Origin of the sequence: Pannonibacter carbonis, from assembly GCF_003012935.1 — a bacterium.
GTDB lineage: Bacteria > Pseudomonadota > Alphaproteobacteria > Rhizobiales > Stappiaceae > Pannonibacter > Pannonibacter carbonis.
The window spans coordinates 381,769-394,903 of record NZ_PUDR01000002.1; the positions used below are offsets into that span (position 1 = coordinate 381,769).

The following is a 13,135-nucleotide window of genomic DNA, read 5'->3' on the forward strand; positions in this document are numbered from 1 at the left end:
TGTCAGGATGTGGCCAGGCGCTTGTCGGAAAGACCGTCAAGCGGCAGATGTGAGGCGTCGGAGCCGCGCAGGCCGGTAGCAAGCCCGGATTGCGCCCCGGGACGCAGTCCGGCAACAGGTGCGGACGCATTTGCCGCCGCCCGCTGGTGGTCCGGCTCCGTTCCCGAATGCTGGCGCCAGGTGGACACCAGCAACTGGGCAGCGGCCAGGGACAAGGTGTCGTAGAGGCGCAGCGCAGCCCGTAAACCGTCCAGCGACAGATTGTTTCCCGTCAGGCGGACCAGGATCGAGGATGCGTCGGCCTCGGCCATGCCAAGCGCCTTGAGTGCGACCATCAGGCTTTCCCCGCTCATGTCCGAGACGATGGCAAGGCAGAAGTCGCCATCGAGGCCGAGCAATTGCGCCAACTCGGCTGCAAAGGCTTCGTGGCCGGCGCCAAGGGCAATTTCTATGAGCCGCTTGAGCAATTGAGGCTTGAGTGTCGGCCGGGCCGGCCGGGCGAGCGGTTGGCGGGCCTTTTCGGCTAGGGCGCGGAGACCTGCGGTGGCCAGGGCGCGCTGGCGGTTGACCGGGTCCAGCGTCGGGAAATTCGCCATCAGCAGGTCGCTGGGCAAGGCGTTACGCTCGGCCAGCAGCGGCCCGAGGCGATCCATCACCGCCGGGCGGCCACACAGAATGTCAAGGGCTGCATCGGGCAGGTTGCCCTCCGGCAGGTCGGACAGGGCCAGCAACGTGTCAGGTTCAGCTTCGGCGGCCAGGATCACCAGCGTCGCCTCGTCGAGATCCTGACGCCGCAGCAAGGCGCGGCGCAGGCTTTCCGGACCGCGGCGGGCAATCCGCGCCAGGATTTCGGGCGAAATGGCCGCGCCATGCAGGATCACGGGATAGGCGACAAGCGCATCCTCGTCGTCGGCAAAGCGCGTCAACACGTCCGCCGGCGCCTGGGGCGCGCGGGCAACCAGGCAGGCGACACGGCGGCGGTCGGCAAGCGAGGTGGCGTCGTAGAGGTTGAGGGCAAGTTCGGCGAAGGCCCTGACCGCCGCTCGATCATGCCGTTCGCGCGCGCAAAAGAGCTCTGCCGCTGCCAGAAGCAGGCGGTCCGTGCGGATGATCTCGGGATCAAGCGCTGGCCGGTCTAGGCCTTTACCGAAAGGGACTGGGGACATGGATACGCGTCAACACAGCCTGATGTACAAGACGGACCGACGGATCCGTTGTCTAAACTTAGACGTAAACCGTTAGCAGGCTGTTAACCCTGACGGAGCGTAACTCGATGTTACCGACAGGCAAGACAGCTGTGGGGCGATCGGCCCGGGTTACATCGGGCCGCAGATATGGCGGAGACGAGGATGGGAACCTTGCTGGACTTTGCAGCGGCCCGCAGGCCGCTGAAGCACCGAGCCACTTCGACGGGAGCGGACGAGACCCCGGCCACGGACCGTGTTGTCCTGTTTCCCGGTGTGCGCATCGAGCGCGTGGCGCTTGATCTCGCCCCGAGAATCGGGACCATCGGAACATCGGCCAAGAATGCGGCCCCCGAACACGACCAGGCGGCCCTGACTGACGCGTGAGCCGCCGCGCGACAACCCGCGCGAGGATGGCTGCATGACTATGAATACTGCCCGGCTGACGTGCCGACGGCCCTACTCTTTTCTGCCCCCGCTGCTGGCGGCGGCGGCGTTTGTCTTGTTTGGGCCGCTTGGCTGCAGCCGCCCAACCGGTGATTTTAACCGGGCAAGGCCGTCCGTTGTCCATGACGCATTGATGCCGGAAGCAGGAAACATGGCCGCGCGTCTGCGCGAGGAGCCGGTTTCCGAATTCCTGCTGACCGATGACGAAAAGCTGTTGCGTAATCTGGGCTGGGGACTGATCCGTCCGCCGGCGACACAGGACTGGATTGGCGGCACCAAGGTGGAACTGGCGCGGACCCGGTTGCTGCCGGAGAAGCAGGGACTGGTGCCAGTAACGCACTACACAGTGTTCCTGGGGTCGGAGCGTTTCCGGTCGAGCGAAGTGCGTTTCGACCGGATCGCGGCAGATGCGCGCGGCGATGCGACCCTGGTACCGCCCTTCTGCGAGGTGGCGACAAGGGTGGCGAAGGCGGATCTCGACCGGTTGCGGGCGCTGTCAAGCCGGGACCTCGTGACCGTCGACACCTATGCCGGGGCCAATGCGCGGGTGTGGGAAAACCGGGCCTATACCGGGTGGGTGGCGCAGGCCCTGAGGTTCCGGATCCAAGCCTATCAGACCGCCGTCGACCACTTTGAGATCGAGACGCCCTCCGGCAGCCGGATCTGGGAGGTCAACCGGGCCATCAAGGAACTGGAGACTGTTGTCCGTTTGACCGAAAAAGGCTGTGAGCATACGGACCGCTACCAGACGGCAATTGATGCGGAACGATCCCGGATCTACTCCAGATGGGGCCTCGAACGGCCCGCACCGCAGAAATAGCTTCAGCTGGACGCTGGCATGTCGGGCTTGAGGGTGTCGCACCGGGCAGCCTTGAGGCCTGAACTGATGACTTCCGTGCTCGGCCGGTCGGCAATGAAGGCACGCAGGAGGACGAAGCCTTCCGTTTGGTCTGTTTCGATAACGATCAGTTCATCGAGGTTTTCCGGCGGGTTGGCGCGAAGGATCGACAGTTGCGGTGTCGTCAGCACCAGCATGGCCAGTTCGCCGCTGCCCGAGGTGCGGTTGTTGAGGCTGTAGACGACCTCGCCTGCGCCATTGAACAGGGCCATGGACCAGAACGGCGAGTTGACCGCGGCGCTGAGACTGACCGGGCCATCGGCAAGGCGGAACCAGCACAAGGCATGGCCCATTTCCGGGTCCAACATCGGCAGCGGCTCCGCACCGGGCGCGACTGCCGGCAGGACATGGAACTGCCGGTCCGAGCCGATCCGGGCCAGCCGGGCGAAGGCTTCGGCGCGCACATGGCCGGGGACGGTCAGTACGACGAAAATATGGACGATCCCGGCCAGAAACAGGCTGGCAAGTCCATAGAGCGCAAGGCGCACAAGTAAGCGGCGGCCGCTCATGGACAACTGACCTTCGTGATCTCCGGCATGGCGAGGCCGATGAGCGTGGCCCCGGTTGTGATCGGAGCATCATAGAGGCGCAGGATGAAACTGAGGCTTTCCCCCGTGCCAAGTGGCAGCCAGTTTCCGGGGCGCGGCGCGCGGGAGGCGGACACTTCAAAGCTGCCATCGGATGCCCGCAGAAGGCCTAAACTCGACAGGCTGACCCTGCCGGCAGGGGTGGGCATGAGGCGTCCGTCCCGGTCGGCGGAGGTGAGGGTCCACAGGCGCGCTGTGGGGGTCTGGCCGGCGATCCGATAGTTGCAAGCAGGGCTCAGCAGTTCGCCGGACGAATCCGTCGAGGCAACAAAGGCGACGCCCTCACCATTGGCCAGCGGAATGCGCCCGGTCCGGGCATAGATTGCTGCGGAATAAGGATCAGCCTCCGGGGTCCCTGCGAGGGGATGGGCGCCCCAGACGCCGATGCGGATCGGTTTGAACAGGTCCTCGCTGGTCAAGGCAAGATGGGCAGACCACAACCCGGCGGCGACGGCTACGGCGATGGTGCCGACGAGGGCAAGAGCCCGGGCAAGGCGAGACATGCGCGTGGGGCGCAGAATATCCGGCGTGCTGGTCTTCTGCCAGTCGGTTTCGGGCCCGAGCGGAAAAGCGGACTTCATGGCCGGGCGATCTCCTCGCCGATCGCGGCAGTCTGACCGAGGGCGTCAAGCGCCCGGCCAATCTGGCCGAGCACCTCGGCGGTGCGCGCTGAGAGAATGCGTGGCTGGCTGGCAGCCGGCGCAACGTCGCTGTTGCGGGCGATCTGCGCCGGCTTCAGGCGCGTTGGGTCGATGCCGGGCATCGGGACAAGCTCGATACCGGCATGGGCATAGGCCATCAGTTTCTGCCAGGCGAGGGCCGGCAAGGTGCCGCCCGTAACGCGGTCCGTGGGGGAGAAGTCATCATTGCCGAACCAGACGGCGCTGACGAAGTTGCCCGTATAGCCGACAAACCAGGCATCGCGGTAGGCGGAGGTGGTCCCGGTCTTGCCGGCGACGACGACGCCCTCAACAATGGCTCTTCGTCCTGTGCCGTTCTCGACTGCGTTGACCAGGATCTCGTTGATCTCGCCGACCTTGTCGGCCGGCAGGATACGCTCGGGCTCCGGCTCGTTGCGGCTGCGGTCATAGAGCTGCCGGCCGAGGGAATTGCGAACCTCAAGGATTGCGTAGGGGGATGCTTTCAATCCGCCATTGGCGAAGGCCGCATAGCTGGCGGTCATGTCGATGACGGAGACATCCGAGGCGCCCAGAGGAAGGGACACGGTGTTCTGCAATTCGTGAGTGATGCCCATCTTGTAGGCTGTCTCAATGATCGCCGGGCGACCGACGGCAATGGACAGGCGGACAGGAACCGTATTGATCGAGCGGGTCAAGGCATCCTTGAGGGTAATGGGACCGGCATAGCCGCGGGAATAGTTGCGCGGGCTCCAGTTGCCGATCGAGACGGGCGCATCCGGCACGATACTGGCGAGCGAATAACCATTGAGGAAAGCGGTGATGTAAACGAAGGGCTTGAAGGAGGACCCGGGCTGGCGCAAAGCGGCGACGGCCCGATTGAACTGGCTCTTGCCATAGTCGCGACCGCCGACCAAGGCCCGGACAGCGCCATCTGGAACCATGACAACCAGCGCGGCCTCTCGGGCGCGACGGGCCTGGCCGAATTCTGTCAGGACACCGTCGACGGACTGCTCCGCCTGACGCTGCAGGGCCGGATCCAGCGTGGTGCGGACGGTGACGATGCGGTCGCGGGCGAGGGCGGGGTTGCGGCGGGCGAGTTTCCTCACTTCATCGAAGGCCCAGTCGAGGAAATAGTCGGGCGCCTGTTCCTGCGACCGGTCGACAGCCACGGCTGGATTGCGGCGGGCTCCGATGACCTGGCCCTCGGTCATAAAGCCGGACTGGACCATGTTGGTCAGGACTTCATTGGCACGGGCACGGGCGGCTGGCAGGTTGATGTGCGGGGCGTACTTGCTTGGCGCCTTGTAGAGGCCGGCAAGCATCGCTGCCTCGGCCAGCGACAATTCGCGAACGTTCTTGCCGAAATAGAACTCTGAGGCCGCGGTGACACCAAACACGCCGCCGCCCATGTAGGCGCGGTCGAGATAGAGCTTCAGGATCTGGCGCTTGGAGAGATTCGCCTCCAGCCACAGGGCAAGAAAGGCTTCCTTGATCTTGCGTTCCAAAGTGCGCTCATTGGACAGGAACAGGTTCTTGGCCAACTGCTGGGTCAGCGATGAGCCACCCTGGACCACCGTTCGGGCCCGCAGGTTCTCCACCATGGCGCGTGCCGTACCGAACAAATCAATGCCGAAATGCTCGAAGAAGCGGCGGTCCTCGGTCGCCAGAGTTGCCTTGACCAGCACATCCGGCAATTCCTCCAGAGGCACGGTATCGTTGAGCACGATGCCGCGCCGGCCGACTTCCTTGCCGAAGCGGTCGAGGAAGGTGACGGCGAAATCTTCTGTCGTCATCCAGTCGGCGTTGCGGGTTGCCTCGAAGGCCGGCTGGGCGAAGGTCAGGAGGACGAGCAGACCGAGAAGACCAAACGTGGCGCCGTCGGAGCCGACTTCGGCTGCCGCCCGGCCAAAGCCGCGAACCTCGAACCGGCGCAGGAACCGGTCATAAGCGCGAAACCCCTCACCGAGTGACCGCCCTGCGCGCCACAGCGCCGTATCGACCCAAGCGTCGGCCGAGAGGAGGCGGGACGTTAGCGAGCGATAGGTGTTGCGACGAGGACGGGCCTTGTCTTGCCCAGATGCAGCACCCCTGTCCGCCTGCTCCGGCGGGCGATCCGGGCCGCGATCATCCTGATGGTCGGAGCTCACAGCGCTATCCGTTGCCTGTAGATGCTGTTAAAGGATCGACGCCTATCCTTGTCGCGACTAGGGAACCCGAAACGGGCTACGAAATCAATGCCGGACACCAAGATTCCCCCGATGGCTGCCGATCTGCCGGTTCCCTACTGGCGTGAAAAGGCGCTGGAGGACATGACGACAACGGAGTGGGAGGCACTGTGCGACGGCTGCGCCCGCTGCTGTCTCAACAAGCTGGAGGACTGGGACACCGGCCAGATCGTCTGGACCAATGTGGCCTGCCAGTTGCTTGACGATGCCAGCTGCCGCTGCAGCGACTATCCGAACCGCACGGTGAATGTTCCCGATTGCATCCAGCTGACGCCGGAAGAAGTGCGGACCTTGACGTGGCTGCCGGCGACTTGCGCCTATCGGCTGGTGCGGGAAGGCAAGGATCTCTACTGGTGGCATCCGCTTGTGTCGGGAGAACCGGACACCGTGCATCAGGCCGGCGTGTCCGTGCGTGGGCGCACAGTGTCGGAAGCCGGTATCGAGATTGAAGACTACGAAGATCACGTGGTCAACTGGCCAATGCAAATTCCGCGCAAGGCCAAACGTCGGCCCGAGAAATAGAAGTTACCCAGCGAACGAGCCCCGCCCTTGCGAAATCAGCAATATGGGCCTGCAATTTTTGCCGATGCGCTGGGTAATCAGGGCTGACAAAAGGTAAATGGACAATGTTGCCTGATTTTTCAGCTGATCTGTTTGGTTATCTGCAGCCGCATTAACGGAATTTTGTCTCGCTGGTTGGAGCATGGGGTCAGCTCAATCGGGGACTGGCCATGAAATTCTGGCAATCCATCAAGTTCAAGACCATCACGCCTGTGGTGGTCATCGTCGCAGGTGCCTTTGCGGCATTTTCTTACCTCACCTCTTCGGAGTTGATTTCCACGGTCGAGGATGCGTTCCAGTCCGAGATCAAGATCAGTACCGAGATGTCCAACCAGGCCCTGGGCAACGCCATCTGGGACTTCAACCAGGATCTGGCCAAGACGGTGCTGCAGCCGCTCACCGAAAACAGCCGGTTCTCCTTTGCGGTGGTGCGTGAGGAGAACGGGGCTATATTCGCCACGGTTGCCAAGGAAGCGGTTGATGGCAAGGACCTGCTTGCCCGGATTCCTGACGAAGCGCAGGCGCCCAGCGATGACAAGGCAACGCGGTTCTTCGAGACTGAGACCCACATGATCGGTGTCAAGCCGATCCTGCGCGATGAGGCTGGAACAGTAAGCCGCATCGGCAGTGTTTTCATCGGCTTCGATCTCAGCCTTCTGAAAGCCGCCGAACGGGAAGCCCAGCTGACAGCGCTGGTGATGGCACTTATTGCCATCGGGGTGGTGTCCGGGGCGCTGATGTATCTGATCAGCCGGATCACGCGGCCGATCGACCAGCTGTCGCGCACCATGCTCAGCCTTGCCGACGGTGATCTGGAAGTGACCGTGCCGGGAACGGCGCGTGTCGATGAGCTCGGCCAGATGGCCAAGACGGTGGAAGTGTTCCGTGACAACGGCCAGAGGCAGCGTCAGCTCGAAGCTGATCAGCGCGCCGGGTTTGACAAGGAGCGCGAGCGTCAGGCGGCCCTTGAGGCGATGATCGCCGGGTTCCGTGACCAGTCCCGCCAGTTGCTGCAGCCGGTTGAGGAATCCACCCACAACATGTCGCAGATCTCCAACCTGTTGCTCGACATGTCGAAGGACACCACCGGCCGGACTGCCTCCGTGGCGGCTGCGACCGAGCAGGCCTATGCCAGCGTCCAGACGGTGGCTTCGGCCTCCGAAGAACTGTCGGCGTCCATCGGTGAGATCTCGCGCCAGATTGCGGATACCAGCGCGGTGGTTTCCGCCGCGAACACGAAGGCCGCATCAGCCAACGATCAGGTGGCCGGCCTTGCGGCCTCGGCCCAGAGGATCGGCGCGGTGCTGCAGTTGATCCAGGACATTGCGGAACAGACCAACCTGCTGGCGCTGAATGCCACCATCGAGGCGGCACGTGCCGGGGATGCAGGACGTGGCTTCGCGGTCGTGGCCGCTGAGGTGAAGGAACTGGCAACCCAGACGTCGAAGGCGACTGAAGAGATCGCGGCCCAGATCACGGCGATCCAGGACGCGTCGGCCGGCTCCGTTGCGGCGATCAACGAGATTGCCAAGACAATGGTGCAGGTGAACGAGTACACCGCCTCCATCACCCGGGCTCTCGAACAGCAGGGCGCAGCGACCGGCGAAATCAGCCACTCTGTTCAGGAAGTGGCGTCCGGGACGCGAGAAATCACGGTCAACATGACAAGCGTCAAACACGCGGTCGACGAAACCTCCGCCTCGGCTGCGGATGTGGCGAAGTCCTCGAATGACGTGGCACTGAAGACCCGTCAGCTGGCGGAAAGCATCGACGACTTCCTGAGCCGCGTTAGCGCGGCCTGACGTCGACCTCAGCTGTGACGCAAAGATCAGCCCCCACGGCACGGCCGTGGGGGCTTTTGCATGTCAGGTCAGATGGTCCTGGCCGAAACGGGCAAGGGCCTCGATCTCGGTCGGGCGCAGTTCATGTCCGCCGTCGTGCCAGAGGGTTCGCGTAGCCGAACCCTGCGCCTCGAACCAACTCTGCAGGCGCGTCGTCAGGGGAGCAGGGCAAATGGGATCGCGGCGACCCGCCGTGATCAGCACCGGCAGCCCGGCGAGAGCCGGGTTCGCGACTGGCTCGAACGGGATCAGCGGGTGCAGTAGTGCGATGGCGTCGAACAGATCCGGACGCTGAAAGGCGACGCTGGCCAGGATGTTGGCCCCGTTCGAATAGCCGAAAGCGAGCAGCTTGCGAGGCCTAAGTTCCGTCTTCCAGGCGGACAGGAAGCCGGTCATCTTGTCTGTTCTAGCGGCGAGATCGGCCATGTCATAGACGCCTTCACCAGTGCGGCGGAAGAAGCGCAGGGCGCCATGTTCCGACACATCGCCGCGCGGTGACAGCACGGTTGCAGCCGGAAACAGGCTATCAGCGAGGTTGGCGAACTGGTGTTCATCACCGCCCGTGCCATGCAAGGCGACAACAAGAGGGGCTTCGTCCGGCCCGGGGGCCGGACGCAGGTAGTGGGCGTAGCTGTCTTTCGCCATGGATCAGCCCTCGAGTTTCGGCAGGTGGGTTTCCAGATAGGGACGCAGGTGCGCGTGCTGGCTCGGCAGCTTCAGCGCTTCGCCCAGATGGGCCGTGTCCTCATCCCGGTCGAAACCCGGTTCGTTGGTGGCAATCTCGAACAGGACACCACCGGGCGTGCGGAAGTAGATCGCGTAGAAGTAATCCCGGTCGATCACCGGCGTGACCTGGAAGCCGGTGTCCATCAGGGCCTTGCGGACCTCGAGCTGGGCGGCCCGGTTCTCGACCGCGAAGGCGACGTGGTGCACCGAGCCAGCGCCAGAGACGCCGTGAGCGATGTTCGGCATGACCTCGACATCAATGACATGCGCGCCATTGCCGCCAGCAATCTGGTAGCGGGTGAAGCCTTCCGCGGTCTCTGCCTGCTGGTAGCCCATGAAGCGCAGCAGCTCGCCCGTCGCTCCGCCATCCCGCAGGCGCAGCGTCGTCGAATGGAAGCCGCGGATCGCGACATCGGCGGGAACGTCGGTGCCAATCCAAGGCGCACGTGTGTCGCCGGGCACTTCAAGGAGGGCAAAGCCGTCGCCGTCGGGACCGGCAAAATGCAGGCGCTTCTGGCCCAGCAGCGTGTCCTCCATCAGGCCGTCGACTCTGGCAGCTGTGAGCCGATCCTTCCAGTAGCCGATTGCGCCTTCCGGAACCGCGAAGACGGTGGTGCCGACCTCGCCGGTGCCGGGGCGTCCGCTGCGCGCGCCAGGGAAGGGAAAATAGGTCATGACCGAGCCGGGCGTGCCGACCTCATCGCCATAGTAGAGATGGTAGACGTCGGGCGCGTCGAAATTGACCGTCTTCTTGACGCGGCGCAGCCCGAGGGTACGTGTGAAGAAGGCATTGTTGGCGGCAGCGTCACCGGCGATGGAGGTGACATGATGCAGGCCGCGGATCTGGTTCAGCATGGGAAAGTCTCCCGATCTGGCAGCCCCGGTGTGGGGCCGATCTGTTTGATGCGCTGAACTTAAGGGGCGGTTGCGGATCCGGGAATGCCGCGAATGTTCGACTTGAAGTTCACTCTGATTGAACAATGATCATGTTCCGGCGGGGGGCTTGCGTCAAAAGTTGACGGTCTGACGTGGGAGTCAGGGGCGCTTGAAGGTGAGGTCCACCGTGCCCACGGTGATGCCATACTTGACCACCTTTGCCGTGTTGCGGACGGTTTTTGCGTCCACCGGCGTCAGGGTGTCGAGAAAGCGCAGGGCAATCGAGCCTTCGCCAACCGGCACCTCGGCGGCATAGGTGAAGACGAGGCTGTCGCCCTCGGGCGTGACATGGGTCGGTGCAAGCACGTCGGAACGTGTGCCGATGTAGCGGCGGTCGCCGACTTTCTGGAAGAACCAGACCTTGGTGTCCTTTTCGCCATCCGCATAGACGAAATCCTCGCGCAGGCGGAGCGTGAAGGTCTTCGGATTCCAGGTACCCTCGAGATAAACCTTGAACTCGCGCCGGACGCCAGCGATGCGGCTTTCAAACACGCCTTCGGCCACCGTGCGGCCGCGGAAGAACTCTTCGAGCACCAGCGGCTGAGCCGCGCGCGCGGGCAGCATCAGGAGAAGCAGAACTGCTGCGACAAGTGCGAAGAGGAAGGGCGGCAGCAGAAGTCCGGACGGGCGGCGCGCTTTCAGGGACATGGGACCTCGCGATGAAGCAATGAATTTGTGGATCTGTTACGGCGCGCGTGGAGCCATGGATCTGTTGGGCTGATGTGGAACCCAATTCACAAAATAGGAAAATAATCCTTGACAGCGAAGCGCTGTTCGGGTAGGATCTTGTCATGGTCGAAGAAGTGCGGCTGACGGCGAGTGGGGGTGGGATGTTGATCCACGCCTGCGCAAGGAGCGCCGTGTGCAGGACACAATGCACCCGGTGACCCCACCCGGGGACAAGTTTCCGGCCTTTCTGACTGAGATGGATTTTTGACCGGGCCAAGACGGCTGGCGGCGCGGCATCTGGCTGCGACGCGCAGCCACTGGCGTTGCCGTTGAGTGACGAGATCTTACAGTTATGCGGGAGAGCTTGGCCATGCAGGACACTGCCGGGGACGGGGATGGCTTGCCTGAAGTCAGGACGCCCACCACGACGAAGGCTGGCGCTGGCAAGACACGGGCTCCAAAAGGTACGGCGAAGGACACGGTGGTCCCAGACCAGGCGGGTCCGGCGAAGTCGGGTGGCCGGGTCCGGCGGCCGGTTGCCGATATGGCCACCGACCCGGCGCAGGTCTGGCGCGAAGCGCGGCGGCTCTATGAGGAGACGGACCTGTCGCAAGCGATGATCGCGGCGCGGCTGAAGGTGACGACGAAACGGCTTGCCTACCGCATCCGGCAAGAGGGCTGGATGCGGCGGGGCGAGGCGCTGGAGGGCTTTGCCGACGCTGAACCCGATGAGCAGGCGCGGATGATCGCAAGGCTCTACCGGGCGTTCGAGACCCAGGTGGCGCGGCTCGAAGACCGGCTGGGCCGGCTGATGGCGGGCGAGACCGGGGAGGGGGCTAAGCTCTCCGACATGGACCAGGGCGCAAGGACGCTGGCAAGCCTAGCCCGCACGCTCGACACGCTCATGGACCTGCAGAAGAGCCGCAGCGAGGAGACGGATGACGGACCTGACCCCGACAGCCTGCGCGCGGAACTTGCGCGCCGCCTTGCTGGCCTTTGGGCAGGCGGGGCGGATGGAGGAGGCGCTGGACCGGCTGAGCCGGAGCGAGATGGCGTTCCTGCTGAAGGACTGGCCGACCTTCGCCCATGAGCATCAATTGCCCCCCGGCGGCGACTGGGCAGTGTGGTTGATGATGGGCGGACGCGGCGCGGGCAAGACCCGGGCCGGGGCCGAATGGATCCGCGCCCGCGCCCTTGGCCATGGCTGGACCGGCGAGGCGGCACCTGCGGGGCGCATCGCGCTGATTGGCGAGACTTATCAGGATGTGCGCGAGGTGATGATCGAAGGGGTGTCGGGCATCCTGTCGGTGCATCCCAAAGCCGAGCGACCGCAATGGAACCCGAGCCGGCGACGGCTGGAATGGCGCACCGGCGCGGTGGCGCAGGCCTTCTCGTCGGAAGACCCGGAGGCCTTGCGCGGGCCGCAGTTCGACATCGCCTGGGCCGACGAGCTGGCCAAGTGGCGCAATGGCGAGGAGACCTTCGACATGTTGCAGTTTGGCCTGAGACTGGGCGAGCGGCCGCGCCAGCTGGTGACGACGACGCCCCGCGCAGTACCGCTGCTGAAACGCCTCATCAACATGCCCGGCACCACGCTGACCCGGGCCGCAACCCGGGCCAATGCGCTGTTTTTGGCGCCTGGCTTTCTGGAGCGGGTGGTGGCGCGTTACGCCGGAACGCGGCTGGGGCGGCAGGAGCTGGACGGCGAACTGATCGAGGACCGGCCCGATGCCCTGTGGCAACGCAGTGACCTGGACGCCTGCCGGATCGCCGCCGCGCCGGATCATCTGGTGCGGATCGTCATTGCCATCGATCCGCCGGCCACGGCCACGAAACGTTCTGATGCCTGCGGCCTGGTGGTGGCGGGCCTCGGTGAGGACGGGATTGCCTATGTGCTCGCCGATCACAGTCTGGCCCGGGCGCGGCCGGCCGACTGGGCCGGGCGGGCGGTGGCGCTGTGGCGGCACTATCAGGCGGACTGTCTGGTCGCCGAGGTCAATCAGGGCGGCGACATGGTGCGCGAGGTGATCGCCGCCGCTGATCCGGCGGTGCCGGTGAAGAGCGTGCGGGCGAGCCGGGGCAAGTATGCACGGGCCGAACCGATCGCGCTGATCTACGAACAGGGCCGGGTGCGCCACGTCGGAGCTATGCCGGCGCTGGAGGACGAGATGGCGGATTTCGGGCCGGGCGGCCTCACCTCAGGCCGCTCGCCCGACCGGCTGGACGCGCTGGTCTGGGCCCTGAGCGAACTGCTGTTGTCCGAACGGGGGACACCGCGGCTGAGGCGGCTGTGAGGGGGGCATGGATCAGTGCTTCGGTTTTCCCGAGAGGCGGCTTACCCCCCTCTGCCCCCTGACGGGCGCATCTCCCCCTCAAGGGGGGAGAGGGTGCCTGGGGTTGGGTCGTGAGCGCGCTGAGGC

Annotated in this window: 13 protein-coding genes; 6 read left to right on the plus strand and 7 right to left on the minus strand. The window is 64.6% G+C overall.

The window, feature by feature from the left end; all coding sequences use genetic code 11:
* Positions 1 to 2 precede the first annotated feature (2 nt).
* Positions 3 to 1,166 carry a DUF2336 domain-containing protein gene (locus C8348_RS03955; RefSeq protein ID WP_106751952.1) on the minus strand — a complete coding sequence of 388 codons (1,164 nt, stop codon included), beginning with the start codon at positions 1,164 to 1,166 and terminating at the stop codon, positions 3 to 5.
* Positions 1,167 to 1,349: 183 nt separating this feature from the next.
* Here C8348_RS03955 and C8348_RS03960 point away from each other — a divergent pair, with 183 nt between their 5' ends.
* Positions 1,350 to 1,571: a hypothetical protein gene (locus C8348_RS03960; RefSeq protein ID WP_106751953.1), complete on the plus strand. Its 222-nt coding sequence runs from the start codon at positions 1,350 to 1,352 to the stop codon at positions 1,569 to 1,571.
* Between the two features lie 211 nt (positions 1,572 to 1,782).
* Positions 1,783 to 2,451 (plus strand): hypothetical protein, encoded by a 669-nt coding sequence (locus C8348_RS03965; RefSeq protein WP_208983522.1) that lies wholly within the window; start codon positions 1,783 to 1,785, stop codon positions 2,449 to 2,451.
* Between the two features lie 2 nt (positions 2,452 to 2,453).
* Here C8348_RS03965 and C8348_RS03970 read toward each other — a convergent pair whose 3' ends face one another.
* The 3 genes from C8348_RS03970 to C8348_RS03980 are packed head-to-tail and all read right to left on the minus strand — an operon-like array spanning position 2,454 to position 5,904.
* The gene (locus C8348_RS03970; protein WP_106751954.1) at positions 2,454 to 3,038 is read right to left on the minus strand and encodes a DUF1254 domain-containing protein; all 585 of its coding nucleotides are present in this window, start codon (positions 3,036 to 3,038) and stop codon (positions 2,454 to 2,456) included.
* On the minus strand, positions 3,035 to 3,697 hold the full coding sequence (locus tag C8348_RS03975; protein ID WP_106751955.1) for a DUF1214 domain-containing protein: 663 nt from the start codon (positions 3,695 to 3,697) through the stop codon (positions 3,035 to 3,037). The genes C8348_RS03970 and C8348_RS03975 overlap by 4 nt, the downstream gene beginning before the upstream one ends.
* Entirely contained in the window at positions 3,694 to 5,904 is a 2,211-nt protein-coding gene (locus C8348_RS03980) for a PBP1A family penicillin-binding protein (protein ID WP_106751956.1), read from the minus strand. Before C8348_RS03980 ends, C8348_RS03975 begins: the two co-directional genes overlap by 4 nt.
* 111 nt (positions 5,905 to 6,015) lie before the next feature.
* Here C8348_RS03980 and C8348_RS03985 point away from each other — a divergent pair, with 111 nt between their 5' ends.
* The gene (locus C8348_RS03985; RefSeq protein ID WP_106752054.1) at positions 6,016 to 6,504 is read left to right on the plus strand and encodes a YcgN family cysteine cluster protein; all 489 of its coding nucleotides are present in this window, start codon (positions 6,016 to 6,018) and stop codon (positions 6,502 to 6,504) included.
* 209 nt (positions 6,505 to 6,713) lie between these two features.
* Positions 6,714 to 8,345 carry a methyl-accepting chemotaxis protein gene (locus C8348_RS03990; RefSeq protein WP_198646917.1) on the plus strand — a complete coding sequence of 544 codons (1,632 nt, stop codon included), beginning with the start codon at positions 6,714 to 6,716 and terminating at the stop codon, positions 8,343 to 8,345.
* Between the two features lie 63 nt (positions 8,346 to 8,408).
* On the opposite strand, the gene C8348_RS03995 is transcribed toward C8348_RS03990, so the two are convergent.
* The 3 genes from C8348_RS03995 to C8348_RS04005 form a co-directional block, all read right to left on the minus strand.
* On the minus strand, positions 8,409 to 9,029 hold the full coding sequence (locus tag C8348_RS03995) for an alpha/beta hydrolase (protein ID WP_106751957.1): 621 nt from the start codon (positions 9,027 to 9,029) through the stop codon (positions 8,409 to 8,411).
* Between the two features lie 3 nt (positions 9,030 to 9,032).
* A complete protein-coding gene (locus C8348_RS04000) occupies positions 9,033 to 9,965 on the minus strand; it encodes a VOC family protein (RefSeq protein ID WP_106751958.1) in 933 nt (310 codons plus the stop codon).
* Positions 9,966 to 10,145: 180 nt separating this feature from the next.
* Positions 10,146 to 10,694 carry a DUF3833 family protein gene (locus tag C8348_RS04005; RefSeq protein WP_208983524.1) on the minus strand — a complete coding sequence of 183 codons (549 nt, stop codon included), beginning with the start codon at positions 10,692 to 10,694 and terminating at the stop codon, positions 10,146 to 10,148.
* 391 nt (positions 10,695 to 11,085) lie between these two features.
* Between C8348_RS04005 and C8348_RS04010 the strand changes: the two genes are divergently transcribed.
* Together C8348_RS04010 and C8348_RS04015 are read left to right on the plus strand one after the other, a co-directional pair.
* Complete coding sequence (locus C8348_RS04010; RefSeq protein ID WP_106751959.1) at positions 11,086 to 11,805, plus strand: hypothetical protein; 720 nt, start codon at positions 11,086 to 11,088, stop codon at positions 11,803 to 11,805.
* Positions 11,729 to 13,009: a DNA-packaging protein gene (locus C8348_RS04015; protein ID WP_198646918.1), complete on the plus strand. Its 1,281-nt coding sequence runs from the start codon at positions 11,729 to 11,731 to the stop codon at positions 13,007 to 13,009. Before C8348_RS04010 ends, C8348_RS04015 begins: the two co-directional genes overlap by 77 nt.
* Positions 13,010 to 13,135: the final 126 nt, after the last annotated feature.

Excerpts from the sequence above, each read along its gene's own strand:
- C8348_RS04015 (WP_198646918.1), top strand. The coding sequence starts at position 11,729 with ATGGAGGAGGCGCTGGACCGGCTGAGCCGGAGCGAGATGGCGTTCCTG.
- C8348_RS04005 (WP_208983524.1), bottom strand. The coding sequence starts at position 10,694 with ATGTCCCTGAAAGCGCGCCGCCCGTCCGGACTTCTGCTGCCGCCCTTC.
- C8348_RS03995 (WP_106751957.1), bottom strand. The coding sequence starts at position 9,029 with ATGGCGAAAGACAGCTACGCCCACTACCTGCGTCCGGCCCCCGGGCCG.
- C8348_RS03975 (WP_106751955.1), bottom strand. The coding sequence starts at position 3,697 with ATGAAGTCCGCTTTTCCGCTCGGGCCCGAAACCGACTGGCAGAAGACC.
- C8348_RS04000 (WP_106751958.1), bottom strand. The coding sequence starts at position 9,965 with ATGCTGAACCAGATCCGCGGCCTGCATCATGTCACCTCCATCGCCGGT.
- C8348_RS03955 (WP_106751952.1), bottom strand. The coding sequence starts at position 1,166 with ATGTCCCCAGTCCCTTTCGGTAAAGGCCTAGACCGGCCAGCGCTTGAT.
- C8348_RS03965 (WP_208983522.1), top strand. The coding sequence starts at position 1,783 with ATGGCCGCGCGTCTGCGCGAGGAGCCGGTTTCCGAATTCCTGCTGACC.
- C8348_RS03985 (WP_106752054.1), top strand. The coding sequence starts at position 6,016 with ATGGCTGCCGATCTGCCGGTTCCCTACTGGCGTGAAAAGGCGCTGGAG.
- C8348_RS03970 (WP_106751954.1), bottom strand. The coding sequence starts at position 3,038 with ATGAGCGGCCGCCGCTTACTTGTGCGCCTTGCGCTCTATGGACTTGCC.
- C8348_RS03960 (WP_106751953.1), top strand. The coding sequence starts at position 1,350 with ATGGGAACCTTGCTGGACTTTGCAGCGGCCCGCAGGCCGCTGAAGCAC.
- C8348_RS04010 (WP_106751959.1), top strand. The coding sequence starts at position 11,086 with ATGCAGGACACTGCCGGGGACGGGGATGGCTTGCCTGAAGTCAGGACG.
- C8348_RS03990 (WP_198646917.1), top strand. The coding sequence starts at position 6,714 with ATGAAATTCTGGCAATCCATCAAGTTCAAGACCATCACGCCTGTGGTG.